This is a genomic window from Streptococcus salivarius, from assembly GCF_009738225.1.
Lineage (GTDB): Bacteria > Bacillota > Bacilli > Lactobacillales > Streptococcaceae > Streptococcus.
The window spans coordinates 2,004,162-2,019,610 of sequence record NZ_CP018187.1; the positions used below are offsets into that span (position 1 = coordinate 2,004,162).

Genomic DNA, 15,449 nt, shown 5'->3' on the forward strand with positions numbered 1-15,449 from the left:
TGCACTAGGTTCTAATCCGGTGAAAAATATCCGAGCATCTCTGCTTTCAAAATGGCTTCCTGTCTATTATTCACAGCCAATTTTGAAAAAATATTACCTAGATGATTGGACACTGTCCGTTTGCTCACAAAAGCTTGTTCACAAATTTCTTCAATGCTCAAACCTTGTCTTACTAATTTCAAAATAGCGATTTCTCTGTCTGTTAGGATGTCAATCATATCATCTGTTGTAAAGACAATTCCACCTTGATCAATGTTTTTTAATAGGAAAACCAACTGTTCAATATCAATACTTTTATCAATAAAACCCCTAGCACCCATTTCTTTCGCACGATGGCTGTACATTGGTTTGGAATATCCCGTTAGCATAACAATCTTAACAGCAGGATCTTCTGCAATAATTTCTTCTGCCAGGGTTAAACCATCTTGTTCATATAGCGTTGTTAGATTGATATCTACCAAAACAATATCGTAATGATCACTCAAAGGATACTGTAATTTTGTGATTTCGTCCACGGTGTCTACTTTTTCGAAGTCATCGTAAATCTCCAAGCTCATTTGAATACTTTTACTAAACAACTTATGATCATCAATCAATAAAATTCTCATGGCACAACCCCTTATCAATTGGAATAGTAATATAGACACTAAATGTTCCGTTTTCATTTGTTATCGAATAATTACCGCCTAACACCAGTGTACGCTGTTCAATAAATCTCAATCCATAGCCGATCCTGTTCACAGACTCATCTGAACCATTTTCTAAATGAATATGAATCATATCATTCGCCGTCCAAAGTTCCAAATTACTAACCATTCTAGTTGAATGCTTAATGGAATTATTTGCAAGTTCTTCCAATAATCTATACACGATGAGGTCATATGGAGACAACAGAATAATGTTATCATCTACCTGAAAATGAATTTCCCGCTCCGTATGTGACTTAGCCACAATTCTAGCTATCATCTCACGATAGCTTTGGGCTATACTTTGTTTTCCCTCTACAAATGGTTGATAAGTATCTAAACGTTCTCTTATTTCTGTAATAACAGATTGGCTAATTTGATTGATCTGTTCCCTAAAGATTGGCTTATCCCCCTGCTTATTAAAATTTTTAATTGCAATAACACTCTGGAGAATGTCATTATGTAGGAACTCTGAAAACTGATTTTTATACTCTTCATCCTCCAGTAGCTCTTTTACCATTGTATTTCTTTTTAAAAATAAGGTTTTGAAATGCTCAGAGCTTCCTTCATTCAATTCTTTACCAAAAACCTGGAAGGACTGTATAAAGGCAAAAGCAAAAATCAGAATATAAAAATTAAGTAGTAGGAAGCTTAATTTTGCATCAAGTTGCAAAAATAAACAAGAGACAATAAACGTAATAATCGATCCAAAAAATATCCGAAATATCAGTCCAATATATTCTTTTTTTACGTTTTTAACAACTTGACTGAACTTTTCAAAGATAATCCTTAGGTGAAAAAAGCTTATTAAGATGAACGTTCCCAAATACCATATTAGTAATGAAACATTACTAACTTCATAAGTAAGAATAAGAAATATAGTAGCCCATACTGAGAGTATCACTAAATAGCGACGCTGACTTCCTAATATAGTTTTTAATTCTTTGGCATACATAACTAGAAATATGATAGGAAGAAGCGAAGTAAACAGTGAACAAAAGAAAGAGAAAGTAACAAATAATCCCTTATTAATAAAGAACAAGCCCTCTGTTATCAGAACAACAAGGAAGTAGGTTACAAATAACTCCTTACCAACCCATTGTTTTCCAAGTAAAATAATTGAAATAGCACTAAAAATCATCATGAAAAAAATAATGGGATTCAATAAATCTGTTAATAACATCACAGAACTACTTATGGAACTGTTTAAAATGAGCTGCCACATCAATAAATTGATACTGACATATAAAAAAAATTTCAGCAGGATTGATTTAAAATGGACAACAGAACACACATAGCTAAAGATAACCAGAATAGTTACAATGGAAAACATCATGACTGTCTGGAATGTGATTGGGGAAACTCCTTGATAAATCACCAGTAGCGCCAACACCTGACTTAAGGATGTTAACCAAAACAAGATTAATGGATATCTTGACAAAATATTATTTCTTATCATATAGCATCACCTATCTCCATTATACCACAGTAGTAAGATCCCTTTTTTCTCTCGTTAACGCTTCTCTATACGCAACAATCGTAAACTAATAGTATATGTGAACGCAATATATAGCCCAAACAATAACCAATAGATCATTAAATAACTGAAATTAAAGTCAACTTCAGTATTGGCATAATTTGCGAAATATCCTAACATACCTTTTGACAAAGCTATAAATGCTGGTAACCCAATCAACTCTGGAACAAGAAAATAAAAAAGAATCTGTTGAAAAAGAAGTCCTCTATTTTGCTTACTTCCTAATAAAAATAGAATGTCGTAGTCTCGTTGGCTATCCAAGGTCGATGCAAGAGTTTGAATGGAAAGAATGCTCAGTGAAATAATGGTAAAAATGAGTCCGACAAAAATCAATACAAGAACAACTACACCAACAAAACCAAGATACATATTAATCAGTCGATCTTTGGTCTGATAAACGTAGGTTTGTTCATTTCCAACCACATCTTCTTTTTTCAGGTGTTCAAGGAAATCCTTAATATAGTCTTTATTAGCGTTCTTCCGATAGATAGCATCATAGTTTCTTTGGTAAATAGATAGCCCATCTACAGTATTATCTGGAACAACTAAGGTTCCCCTATCATTATTTCCAACTGACGTCATGACATAAACATTAGACAAGACCTGTGGTGATGCAAGCTTAAGTTTTTGATTTCCAATCAAAAGAGTCTTAGTACTCTTAACAAATTTCTGTATCTGTTTTTCTGTCCCCTTATAATTGGCATTAACAAAATACTCACCATCATTTAATGAGATTCCTTTTTTCCCTTGAAGACTTAACGTCTTATTATAATCACTAACACTGATAATAGGAACTGTTCTATTTCCCAAATCCTTGTCTAGTGACCATAACTGACTGGTATCTAAAACGTCTTTATACAAAAGATTACTTGCATAGATAGTAATCTCCGTATCCTTCTTGATATTTGAGAAATCAAAACTATCTTCCCTCAATTTAGATTTAATAGAAATACTTACCATACTGTTTGAACCATCCACACTTTGGATAATTGACATGCTATAGGGGATATACTTTTGTAGTTCATTTGATACAGCATTATAGGCACTTCCACTCACTGTCAGCAGAGTCATTGATAAAGCCATACAAAATGATAAAATTGCTATGGTGATTGCATTTTGATCAGCTTGTTTAAATAATTGTCTAACTTTAAATGAATTATATTTATGGAAATAAATACTATCAAATCGTTTAATGATTCTCACCATCGCATCGCCCATAGTGCTATAGAAAAATATCACTGCCAATACAAAAGCCAAAACTAGAAGTACTCCCCAACCTTTAAAGTATTGAAAATTTTGTTCATTACTAACGAAAAATAAGGAGAAGACGATAACAACAACTGATATGATAAATTCACATAAGACTACAAACCTATTATTTGCGACAAGGATCGAATCACTTCCCTCATATTCAGTAATCAAGGAAATGAGTCGTTTTTTTCTAAATGTTAATATGTTCATCAACACAATGATAAAGCTAGTCAATCCGTAGGCTATGACTAAGAGCAAAATAGATGGCAAATCAATATAAAATAATCCCCCAGTGTACCCTGATTGAAACATGATATCTGCTATTTTCGCAAGTATACTGAGAAAACCTGTCCCAACACATAATCCTAAAGCAAGAGACAAAAGATTAATAATTAAGGTTTCAAATGATAGTATACTGACAATCTTAGGAGTACGCATACCTAAAACCGAATATAAACCCAATTCCTTTTTTCTTCGCTTTAATACGAAATTGGTAGAATAGACCACCAAAAAGATAACGATCATAATAATGACATAGGCTAGAATCCCCATATACTGACCAAAAATGTTAGTCATATTTGCCTTTGCACCACTTAAACTCCCCATAACAGGATGATGCGGAACTGCATTGAAGGCATACAGTAATGCATATATGATAGATAGACTTAAAAAATATATTAAGTAAACCTGTAGGTTTCTCTTTACGTTTCTCAATATTAAATTAAAAAGCATAGTTTACCACCTCATCTAACAGTTAAAATTTATAGCTTCGTATTTCTGTAGGAATTCACAGCCCTACCCTTTCCAATATCGTACCATTTTATTAATCCAGAAGCCTGAGTATTTTCGGCAAAAAAAGAGTTGAGAAAACTTTTTCATGGTCTTCTCAACTCTTTTAGACTGAGTCTATTTCTTCCGATTATTTCTTCTCTTCATGAAATAGACAATCCCGATGATTAGTACTCCTAAGAGGAAAATAGGAGCATAAAATTCAAATGTACCAAGCAGTGCAGCCATAAAACATCCTCCTATTCATACACTAAACTACTCTACAAATCATAATAAGCAACTCAATGACATAAAATACAGTTACAAACTATAAGAAGTCAATTTTACCTACCACTTATTTTAACAAACTATCTTTTAAGGCGTCAATTGACATCATCGCTTTATTTACAACGAACATCATGAAAAATATACACATTAATTATTTTGTATTATTCTACTACAAATCCTATGAGTCAGTATCAGATAAACAATAAATAACACAACCGTCAATCCGAGATATCTTAAATCTACAACAACATCTGTATTGGCAAAATGTGTAAAATATCCTAATAAACTATTTCCAAAAGCAATACTGAGTGGGATGGCCAATATAAAGGGTGTCAGAAAATATAAAAGAATTTGTTGGAATAAAAGTTTCTTGTTGGATCCATATCTATTTCCCAACAAATATAGAATCTTGTAATCACCAGCGCTATCGAGAGAATTTGTCAAGGCCTGCAACGATAAAATACTAAAGGAAATTACCGTAAACACGATTGCTACGAATATCATAACAAAAACAATAACCCCCATGGAACTGATACTCAGTTCCGATAAACCAAGCTTTGTTTGATAGGTAAAGTCATTACTCTCTCCCTCACTCGTCTTAAAATAATATCCTTCAAGCCAGTTTTTCAAAAATAATTCGACTTGACGCATATCTGTTTTTTCTTTATATGTTGCAACATAAGCCATGCTATCTACTGACAGTTCTTTTGCAACTTTATCTGGAACAATAAAGGTACCAAAATCATTTGTGCCGACAGATGAAAGAAAATACACATTTTCAAGAGGTGTTTTAGAGAACGATTTCAAACTGTACCCACCAATAGTTAATGTTTCACCTTTTTTAAGAAAGTCTTTAATTTGTTTTTCTGTTCCTTTATAATGTTGATTTACAGCATATTCATCATTTTTGAGGGCAATTCCCTCTTTTCCCTGTATCTTCATTAAATGATTGTAACTTGACAAACTGATTACTTTCAAAGGAGTATCAGGTAGATACTTATCATGCGGCCAAAGATGATTGGTGTCAATAATATCTTTATAAGTACTATCTGCCTTATGAATAGTATATTGATACTCTGTATCAACCACATTGAAGTTAAAGCCATCTGCTTTCAAACAATCCTTGGTCGTCATATTTAAATAATGAAAATCCTCGCCTCGATAAAGAGAGACTTCCATATCGTATGGAGTGTAGGTCTCAATATCCTTTTCCATACTTGTATAGGTACTGCCACTAAAAATCAGTAGTGTTAATGTGAGTGTCATAAAAAGGGACAAAACTGCTATGACAATAGAATTGTTATCCGCTTGCTTTGAAAACTGACGAACTTTAAAGCTGTTATATCTTTGAAAATATAGTTTCGGTGTGGTACTAATCAACCTCAAAATAAACTGACTCAAGGAAGTATAAAATAAAACAACCACAATCAGAAATAGTACAATAAAAGCTAAGGCATGATTTTTCAAAAATCTCAAATGACTATAATTTGAAAGATAAAAGCAAATCACACAAAACAATATCGTACTTATTGTAAACAGGAATATCTGCCATTTACCATGAGCTTTTGAAATAATAGTTCTTTTTTTTTCATTATCTTGGATGAGACTGATAATTTTTTGCTTTCTAAAAGATAACACATCCAGTGCACCAATGATAAGGCTCGTCACCAAGTAACAGACAACTAACAATTCAACTGAATAATTGTCCCAAAATAATTTTCTTCCAAAATAATTTCCCATAAAGAAGTCTGAAGCAAGAGATGAGACAGGAATCAATATCATCAATCCAAACAAGAGCCCAACTACTAATGAGAGCAAATTAATGAACAAGGTCTCACAAAAAACAACTCCCATAATATGACATTTCTTCATTCCCAAGCTCGCATAGAGACCTAATTCCTTCTGTCTTCGTTTTAGAACAAAATTTGTCGAATAAACAATCAAAAAAATAACAGCTCCAACAACCATATAAGATACTATTCCCATATATTGGGTCATAATGGTTGTTAACATTTTTTTAGAACCAGACAAACTAGTCATAACTGGATGATTTGGAAGAGCATTAAAAGCATAAAGCAGGCTATAAATTAATGTTAAACTAAAAAAATAAATGCTATACGTTTGTATGTTACGCAAAACGTTACGGATAATTAATTTTGGATACATATTATCCCCTTATCTAGTCTTTTGATAAATAGTTTCCAAATATGCATCATTAGACATGCCATTGCGATACAAATCCTCGATAATATGACCATCTTTTAATAAAAGCATCCGCGATGAATATTTAGCTGCCGCAGGATCATGGGTAACCAGAATAATAGTGATCTCAAATTTTTGATTGATTTCTTGTAATAAAGCCATCAGATTTTCCGAATTTGCAGAATCTAGAGCCCCCGTAGGTTCGTCAGCGATTAAAAGCTTAGAATCATCTACCAGCGCCCTTGCTGTAGCTACACGCTGCCGTTGTCCACCTGACAATTGATTTGGGAATTTATTTCTAAGTTTTGAAATAGATAATTTTTCCAAAACTTCCTCAATTTTTTTCTTAGATAAACTAACTCTCTTTCCTTGAATTTGCAATGGTAAGACAATATTTTCATATACTGTCAACGTCTCTACTAAATTATAGGATTGAAAAATATAGGAAATGTTTTGTGACCGATAATCAGCTAACTCACTGTCTTTTGCATGAACAATATCAAACCCTTCGAAAGAAATATCTCCAGAAGTTGGCTCGTCAATAGTAGAAATACAATTCAATAAGGTGGTCTTACCACTACCACTGGACCCCATAATAGCGAGAAAATCACCTTTATCTACATCAAATGAAACATTGGACAAAGCATGGACAAGATTATCATCCTCACCAAATATTTTACTGACATTTTTTACAATTAATTGACTCATTAGCCAATCCTCCTACTTTTTTATTTTCATAAACAGTATAAGTCAGCTGACCTACATTGGCATGAGTAATTCATGCAGTAAAATGCTAACACTGTATTTGTAAATAATCATGAGTAAAATATGCATAAATTTACTATTTTTGTGAGCAAATCAATTCATTCCACCACCCCGCCCCTCTTGACAGGGTGTGCTATAATAGAAGCTATGAACACAAAGATTTTAGACCAATTAGAATTTAACAAGGTCAAGGACCAGTTCACAGAATACCTGCAGACTGAACAGGCTCAGGCGGAGTTGCGTGACTTGGTGCCTATGACCAATCCAGAAAGAATTCAAAATCAATTTACAGAAATTCAAGAAATGGCAGAGATTTTCGTAGAGCACCATGGCTTTGCCATTGGTAGCTTGCGAGATATTTCTGAGCCCTTGCGTCGTTTGGAACTGGATGCTGACCTCAACATTCAGGAGCTCATTGCCATCAAGAAGGTGCTACAAGCTTCAGCTGACCTCGGTCGCTTTTACGCTGACCTTGAAAATGTAGAACTTATCGCCCTTAAACGTCTTTTCGAAAAGATTGAAGCCTTCCCAAGTCTACAAGGCAGTCTTCAGAGCATCAATGACGGTGGTTTTATTGAGCATTTTGCTAGCCCAGAGTTGCAAAATATTCGTCGTCAACTCAAATCTTGTGATGATGCCATTCGCCAGACCTTACAAGACATTCTCAAGAAATCTGGCCACATGTTGGCTGAGAGTTTGATTGCTAGTCGTAACGGTCGTTCGGTGCTTCCTGTCAAAAACACCTACCGTAACCGTATTGCTGGAGTTGTGCATGACATCTCAAGCTCTGGAAACACAGTATATATCGAGCCACGTGCCGTTATCCAGCTTAACGAAGAAATTACACAATTACGTGCAGACGAACGCCACGAGATGGCTCGTATCCTGCATGAACTGTCTGATCAACTGCGCCCACAAGCTACTGCTATCGCTAACAACGCTTGGATTTTGGGTCACATGGACTTCATTCGAGGAAAATACCTCTATCTCCATGATAAAAAAGCGGTTATTCCAAAGATTAGTGACAACCAAACACTCCAACTGCTTAACGTCCGTCACCCTCTCTTGGTCAATCCTGTAGCCAACGATTTGCACTTTGATGAGGACCTTACGGCCATTGTCATCACAGGTCCCAATACTGGTGGTAAAACGGTCATGCTTAAAACGCTAGGACTAGCACAACTAATGGCTCAATCTGGTCTTCCAATTTTGGCTGATAAGGGCAGCCGTGTCGCCATTTTCCAAGAGATTTTTGCGGACATCGGAGATGAACAGTCTATCGAACAGAGTTTGTCAACATTCTCTAGTCACATGACCCACATTGTTGAGATTCTGAATGCTGCCGACAGTAACAGTCTGGTCTTGGTCGATGAGCTTGGGGCTGGTACCGACCCTCAGGAAGGAGCTAGTCTAGCCATGGCAATCTTAGAGCACCTCCGTTTAAGTCAGATTAAGACCATGGCTACCACTCACTATCCTGAGCTTAAGGCCTATGGGATTGAGACACAACATGTGGAAAATGCCAGCATGGAGTTTGACACAGCGACTTTAAGCCCTACCTATCGTTTTATGCAAGGGGTTCCTGGTCGTTCTAATGCCTTTGAAATTGCTCGACGCCTCGGTTTGAATGAGATTATTGTCAAGGAGGCAGAAAACCTCACGGATACTGATAGTGATGTCAACCGTATCATCGAGCAACTTGAAGCCCAAACTGTGGAAACACAAAAACGTCTGGAACACATCAAGGACGTGGAGCAAGAGAACCTTAAATTCAACCGTGCGGTCAAGAAACTCTATAACGAATTCTCCCATGAATACGACAAGGAACTCGAAAAGGCTCAAAAAGAAATTCAAGAGATGGTTGATACCGCTTTGGCTGAGAGCAATAGTATTCTCAAAAATCTCCACGATAAGAGTCAACTCAAACCTCATGAAGTTATCGACGCCAAAGGAAAACTCAAGAAACTTGCCCCACAAGTGGACCTCTCTAAGAATAAGGTCCTTCGTAAGGCTAAGAAAGAAAAGGCTGCGCGTGCCCCTCGTGTCGGAGATGATATCATCGTTACCGCCTATGGGCAACGTGGTACCCTTACCAGTCAAGCCAAAAATGGTAACTGGGAAGCTCAGGTCGGTCTCATCAAGATGACACTAAAGGCGGATGAATTCACTCTGGTTCGTGCCCAAGCTGAAGCCCAACAACCTAAGAAGAAACAGATTAACGTGGTTAAAAAAGCCACGAAGACATCTGGCGGTCCTCGTGCCCGTCTAGACCTTCGTGGGAAACGTTACGAAGAAGCCATACAAGAGCTTGATGCCTTTATTGACCAAGCCCTACTTAATAACATGAGTCAGGTGGACATCATCCACGGTATTGGTACAGGTGTCATCCGTGATGCTGTTACCAAATATCTCCGCCGTCATCGCCATGTTAAAAGTTTTGAATATGCCCCACAAAGTGCCGGTGGTTCCGGATGTACCATTGCAACCTTAGGGTAAAAATAGATAAGAAAGACTGAGACCTTGTGTTCAGTCTTTTTTCATATGTTACCAAAACAAAGAACAAAAAAGCCTCCCTTAATCAAGGAAGACTTCTATTTTCTATATCACACTTGTCCACAAGTGCTGGATAATCTGACTAACTGGAAAATTCCAATTAATCAAAAGGCGCAAAACCCAGCTAGATGACAAGACCGTTTGAATGTTATTCATGGGAACAGTCGCAAGAATATTCCCCAACATAGTCAAAGGCACAAGACTCACTAAGGAGGCCAAGACACCACCTACCACTTGGTAACGTCTCTGATCAAGTCGCTCAATTCTCACAAAATGGAAGAAAATCCCAAGAAAGCGCAAACCATAATAAGCCACACAGTAAATGGCAAAATAAGCCACACCTGCATAATAGACACGGTCAAGCGAAAAGATGTTCTGATCTTTAAAGAAAGCTATACTAGCATCTTTGGTTGGATTGGTATAAGGTACCCAAAGATTGATAGCCTCTCCTAGCGACCGGTAAAAGTAGGCCGCTACACACATGGCAATAATGACTGAAACCACGTAATAAGCTTGCATAAAGAGGCCTCGACGGTAGCCAATGTAGAAATTCCAAGCCACGATAGCTAAGACAAGGAGTCCAATCATGCGTCATCCTCATCGTCATTTGTAGCTGTCGCCTTGACCTTAAGTTGTTCAAGTTGCTTAGCTCTCAACGTTTCCAACTCTTTTTCCATATCTTCAACTTGGATTTCACGTTCCAACTGAGTCGACAAAGAATTGATAGCCATTAGGATAGCAATCGTTTCATTGTCAGCATTTTTCATCTGCTCTTTGATAATTTTATATTTCTCATGGGCAACACGCTCAACCTCTTCCATGAATAGGTTATCCTTATCAGTTGTTAGCGTGAGATTCTTCTCTCCAAAATGAAATTTGTAACGGTTCTTATTTGCCATTTGCTTGTTAACTGCCAATCAATGGTGGTCACGGATTCGCCACCGCAGCTTCTCCTTATTTTATTGCTTTTATATCGCCATTTTTTAGCAAGATTCAGACACTTACTCTGAGGCGTGTTCGACACTTAAATGCCAACCTTTTTCTTCTAATTGTGGAAAAAAGAGCAGGGTTAGGCATTCTCTTTCTAATCATTATATCCTAAATTTTAACTTTCGTAAATTTTAGACTTTGCACTTCTCTAGAAAAATAATTTTCAGGGATTCCGAGTCTGTAAAATATCTACCAATTCTCCTTTTTTGTGCTAAAATAGATTTCATGGGCACAATCGTATTAAAAATGACAGCAGAGCAGATTTCGACACTCCAGAAGGACCTAGCAAGCTATGCGACTGCTACTAAAAATCCTTATGCAAGTTTTTCAGCCAAGGTCGATGGAATAAGTGTCATCGCCTATACTTCAGGAAAGGTAACTTTCCAAGGTGCTAAGCCAGAAATCCTAGCTAGCCGTTTTGGATACCAAGCTGAACCTGAGCATTCACCTGATGGGCAAAACCTAGCCCTAATTGGATCAGACGAAGTCGGAAATGGCTCCTATTTTGGTGGTCTAGCTGTTGTAGCTAGTCTAGTTACCCCAGCTGACCATGCCTTTTTGAAATCTCTAGGAGTTGATGATTCTAAAAATCTTAACGATATCAAGATTCGTCAGATCGCACCTATTTTGAAGGAGAAAATTCCTCACAAGGCACTCCTTCTTTCGCCTAGAAAATACAATGAAGTGGTTGGAGACGGTAAGAGTCATAATGCTGTGTCCGTTAAAGTAGCCCTCCATAATCAGGCTATCTTCCTATTGTTACAATCAGGTGCTAAACCAGATAAGATTGTCATTGATGCCTTCACCAGTGAGAAAAATTATCAAAAATACCTCAAGAATGAACGCAATCGCTTTGACTTTCCTATTACTTTAGAAGAAAAGGCTGAGGGGAAATACTTAGCTGTCGCGGTGAGCTCTATCATCGCTCGCAATCTCTTCCTGGAAAATTTGGACAAACTCAGCCAAGAGGTTGGCTACACCCTTCCTTCAGGTGCTGGTGCTAAGTCTGACCAGATCGCAGCCAAGCTTCTTCAAGCCTACGGAGATCAGGCTCTCCAAGCTACTGCTAAATATCATTTCGCCAATACTAAAAAAGCCTACCAACGCTTAAAATAACCCTGAAAGGCCTTAACTATGAAAAACAAATGGACCCAATACTTTCTCATTTTCCTTCGTGAATGGGGACTCTTTATCCTCTTTATCACATTCTTCCTCTTGACTCGCCTCTTCCTCTGGCTTCCTGTTCAGGTTGACGGCCACTCAATGGATCCAACTCTCGCCAATAACCAGCGTGTTATTGTTTTGAAACACACGTCCATTGAACGCTTTGATATTGTCGTTGCCAAGGAGGTTGAAAATGGTAAGACGAAACAAATCGTAAAACGTGTCATTGGGATGCCAGGTGATACCATTACCTATCAAAACGATAAACTTACTGTCAACGGTAAAGAAGTCAAGGAAGAATACCTCAAAGAATTCCAGGCTGCCTTTGCCAAAGATAAGCTACAAAAAGAGTATGCATACCGCGATTACTTCCAACAACTGGCTAAAGAATCTAAGGCCTTCACTGTCAACGCGGACAAAAACACTACTTTCTCTGTTACTGTTCCTGAAGGCAAATATTTCCTACTTGGAGATAACCGTATCGTTTCAAAAGATAGCCGCGAAGTTGGTTACTTTGACAAGAGTGCTCTTGTAGGGGAAGTCAAATTCCGCTTCTGGCCACTTAATAAAATTGGTACCGTTGAAGACAACTAAAACCACTAAATAAGATAAGGTTGGGGAAACCCAGCCTTATTATGTATCTAGGAAAAACACATGCAAGAATTTTATTTTTCAGGAACTATCGAACGCGTCATTTTCGAAAACACTAGTAATTTTTTTCGTATCTTACTCTTAGAGATTGACGAAACGGACAGTGATTTTGAAGACTACGAAATCATTGTCACAGGAACTATGGGGGATGTCATGGAGGGTGAAGACTATACCTTCTGGGGCCAACTAACCAATCACCCTAAATATGGGGAACAGCTACAAATGACCCGCTACGAGCGTTCAAAACCTTCTGCCAGCGGTCTTATCAAATATTTTGCCAGCGACAATTTCAAAGGAATCGGTAAGAAAACGGCCGAGCGTATTGTCGAAATTTACGGAGAAGACCCTATTGACAAGATTCTCGAGGATCCTAGCGAGTTAGAGCAGATTCCCAACCTATCCAAGGTCAATCGAGAAGCCTTTGTTGCTAAGTTAAAAATCAATTATGGAGCCGAGCAAATCCTGTCCAAACTTTCTAGCTATGGCCTCACACCAAAGGCCGCCTCACAAATTTTCAACCAATATAAGGAAGAGTCACTAAATCTTATTGAGGAACACCCTTATCTATTAGTAGAGGAGATTCAAGGAATCGGTTTTAAAATGGCCGACCAACTAGCTGAACGTCTTGGAATTGCTAGTGATGCCCCTGAGCGTTTACGAGCAGCCTTGATTCATTGTCTACTAGAAGCCAGTATGGAAGAAGGCGATACCTACATAGAAGCCAAAGCCTTGCTTGAACGGACCATCATTCTTTTGGAAGGTGCTCGTCCGATTGAACTTGACCCCGCCTTGGTCGCTAACCAATTAACCAATCTTATCCAAGAGGATAAGGTGCAAAATGTAGAGACTAAAATCTTTGATAATACCCTATATTTTGCGGAACAGGGCATCTATACCCACCTAACTCGTATCATGAAGGACCAACCTGACGTCAGCTCTGAAGACAAAATCTTAGACAGCCTTGAAGGGGTGGAAGAGGAGCTTGGTATTACTTATGATAAGGTTCAAAAAGATGCCATTATCAAAGCCCTACAAAGTAAGGTCTTCATCCTGACAGGTGGTCCCGGAACAGGGAAAACCACTGTTATTAACGGCATTATTAAAACCTATGCTGACCTTCATGGCCTAGATCTCAAAAAGTCTGATTTACCTATTATTTTAGCAGCACCAACGGGACGGGCTGCTCGTCGGATGAACGAACTCACCCAACTCCCTAGCGCCACTATTCATAGACATTTAGGCCTCAATAGCGAGGACGATTTTAAGACCTTAGAGGACTATCTCGATTGCGATTTGATTATCATCGATGAGTTCTCTATGGTTGATACTTGGTTGGCCAATCAACTCTTTGAAAGTATCTCTGATTCAACCCAAGTTATCATTGTGGGTGACCAAGACCAACTACCTTCCGTAGGCCCTGGCCAAGTCTTGGCTGACCTTTTGCAGATTGATAACTTGCCTAAGGTTTCCCTAACCAAAATTTTCAGACAATCCGAGGATTCCACTATCGTTACCCTAGCTAGCCAGATGCGCCAAGGCCAACTACCCGCTGATTTCACAGAGAAAAAGGCTGACCGCTCTTACTTTGAGGCCAAGGCCAACCATATTCCACAGATGGTTCCTAAAATCGTCTCTGCTGCGATAAAGAGTGGGATTGCAGCTCAGGATGTTCAGATTCTAGCCCCCATGTACCGAGGACAGGCTGGTATTAACAATCTCAATACCATTATGCAAGACCTACTTAATCCCCAAGAAAAGGCCAATCAGTTCGCCTTTAATGATATCTTCTTCCGCAAGAACGACAAGATTCTCCATCTGGTCAACGATACAGAACTCAATGTCTTCAATGGCGACATCGGAGTCATTACTGATCTCATTCCTGGTAAATATACTGAAAGCAAACAGGACGAAATTTACATGTCCTTCGACGGCAATGAGGTTATCTATCCTCGTAACGAATGGAATAAGATTACTCTGGCCTATGCTATGTCAATCCACAAATCCCAAGGGAGTGAGTTCCCAGTCGTTATCCTTCCCATCACACGCCAAAGTGGGCGTATGCTACAACGTAATCTCATTTACACCGCAATCACACGCGCCAAGAGTAAACTAGTCATGCTAGGGGAAATCGCAGCCTTCGATTATGCTGTTCACAACGAGGGGGCTAAACGAAATACTTATCTCATCCAACGTTTTGAACAAACTTATACACAAGCTGTTGATAAGTCTGTCGAGAAGATTGTTACAAACGAGGCAACAGACGCATCCAATCAAACCAAAAAGGAAAACAACGGATCCTCAGAACCCCTTGAAAACAAAGATATTTCGGGAAATATAAATCCATCTCCAACTCTTATTAACACTTATTCACAGCCTGTGGATAAGTCTGTTAACAAACCTGTGCAAACCGAAGAAAACTATCGTTTAACGGAAGATAATTGGTCAACTATAGATCCAATGATTGGTCTCAGTGAAGACGATATTGCTGCCTTTTTTAACAATAGATAAATTGTAAAATATAGTGCAACAAAAAAACTCATAGCGTTTCATTGGTGTAAACTGTAAGTAACCACACAAACAGAACCCGAGGAAAC

11 protein-coding genes are annotated in these 15,449 nt (G+C 37.9%); 4 read left to right on the forward strand and 7 right to left on the reverse strand.

Annotation, left to right across the window (positions count from 1 at the left end):
- Nucleotides 1-11 precede the first annotated feature (11 nt).
- The 5 genes from BSR19_RS09120 to BSR19_RS09140 form a co-directional block, all read right to left on the reverse strand.
- Nucleotides 12-608: a response regulator transcription factor gene (locus BSR19_RS09120; RefSeq protein WP_037598477.1), complete on the reverse strand. Its 597-nt coding sequence runs from the start codon at nucleotides 606-608 to the stop codon at nucleotides 12-14.
- Nucleotides 589-2,145 (reverse strand): sensor histidine kinase, encoded by a 1,557-nt coding sequence (locus tag BSR19_RS09125; protein ID WP_002891869.1) that lies wholly within the window; start codon nucleotides 2,143-2,145, stop codon nucleotides 589-591. Before BSR19_RS09125 ends, BSR19_RS09120 begins: the two co-directional genes overlap by 20 nt.
- Nucleotides 2,146-2,199: 54 nt before the next feature.
- Nucleotides 2,200-4,206, reverse strand: a complete 2,007-nt coding sequence (locus BSR19_RS09130) for an FtsX-like permease family protein (RefSeq protein WP_156247032.1) — start codon at nucleotides 4,204-4,206, stop codon at nucleotides 2,200-2,202.
- 471 nt (nucleotides 4,207-4,677) lie between these two features.
- Nucleotides 4,678-6,696 carry an FtsX-like permease family protein gene (locus BSR19_RS09135; RefSeq protein ID WP_013991193.1) on the reverse strand — a complete coding sequence of 673 codons (2,019 nt, stop codon included), beginning with the start codon at nucleotides 6,694-6,696 and terminating at the stop codon, nucleotides 4,678-4,680.
- A 9-nt stretch (nucleotides 6,697-6,705) separates the two neighbouring features.
- Nucleotides 6,706-7,440: an ABC transporter ATP-binding protein gene (locus BSR19_RS09140; protein WP_002889290.1), complete on the reverse strand. Its 735-nt coding sequence runs from the start codon at nucleotides 7,438-7,440 to the stop codon at nucleotides 6,706-6,708.
- A 204-nt stretch (nucleotides 7,441-7,644) separates the two neighbouring features.
- Between BSR19_RS09140 and BSR19_RS09145 the strand changes: the two genes are divergently transcribed.
- Nucleotides 7,645-9,993: an endonuclease MutS2 gene (locus tag BSR19_RS09145; RefSeq protein WP_156247033.1), complete on the forward strand. Its 2,349-nt coding sequence runs from the start codon at nucleotides 7,645-7,647 to the stop codon at nucleotides 9,991-9,993.
- A gap of 102 nt (nucleotides 9,994-10,095) precedes the next feature.
- Here the strand turns inward: BSR19_RS09145 and BSR19_RS09150 are convergent, their stop codons facing one another.
- Both BSR19_RS09150 and zapA read right to left on the reverse strand, forming a co-directional pair.
- Complete coding sequence (locus BSR19_RS09150) at nucleotides 10,096-10,638, reverse strand: CvpA family protein (RefSeq protein ID WP_070654666.1); 543 nt, start codon at nucleotides 10,636-10,638, stop codon at nucleotides 10,096-10,098.
- A complete protein-coding gene (gene zapA, locus BSR19_RS09155; protein WP_004183554.1) occupies nucleotides 10,635-10,949 on the reverse strand; it encodes a cell division protein ZapA in 315 nt (104 codons plus the stop codon). Before zapA ends, BSR19_RS09150 begins: the two co-directional genes overlap by 4 nt.
- 316 nt (nucleotides 10,950-11,265) lie before the next feature.
- Between zapA and rnhC the strand changes: the two genes are divergently transcribed.
- From rnhC to recD2, 3 genes are read left to right on the forward strand one after another with little or no spacing between them, the layout of a single operon-like run.
- A complete protein-coding gene (gene rnhC, locus BSR19_RS09160; protein WP_060972421.1) occupies nucleotides 11,266-12,156 on the forward strand; it encodes a ribonuclease HIII in 891 nt (296 codons plus the stop codon).
- 18 nt (nucleotides 12,157-12,174) lie between these two features.
- Nucleotides 12,175-12,798 carry a signal peptidase I gene (gene lepB, locus BSR19_RS09165; RefSeq protein WP_013991198.1) on the forward strand — a complete coding sequence of 208 codons (624 nt, stop codon included), beginning with the start codon at nucleotides 12,175-12,177 and terminating at the stop codon, nucleotides 12,796-12,798.
- A gap of 60 nt (nucleotides 12,799-12,858) precedes the next feature.
- Nucleotides 12,859-15,363, forward strand: coding sequence for an SF1B family DNA helicase RecD2 (gene recD2, locus BSR19_RS09170; RefSeq protein WP_060972422.1), 2,505 nt, complete (start codon nucleotides 12,859-12,861; stop codon nucleotides 15,361-15,363).
- The last annotated feature ends 86 nt before the right edge of the window (nucleotides 15,364-15,449 follow it).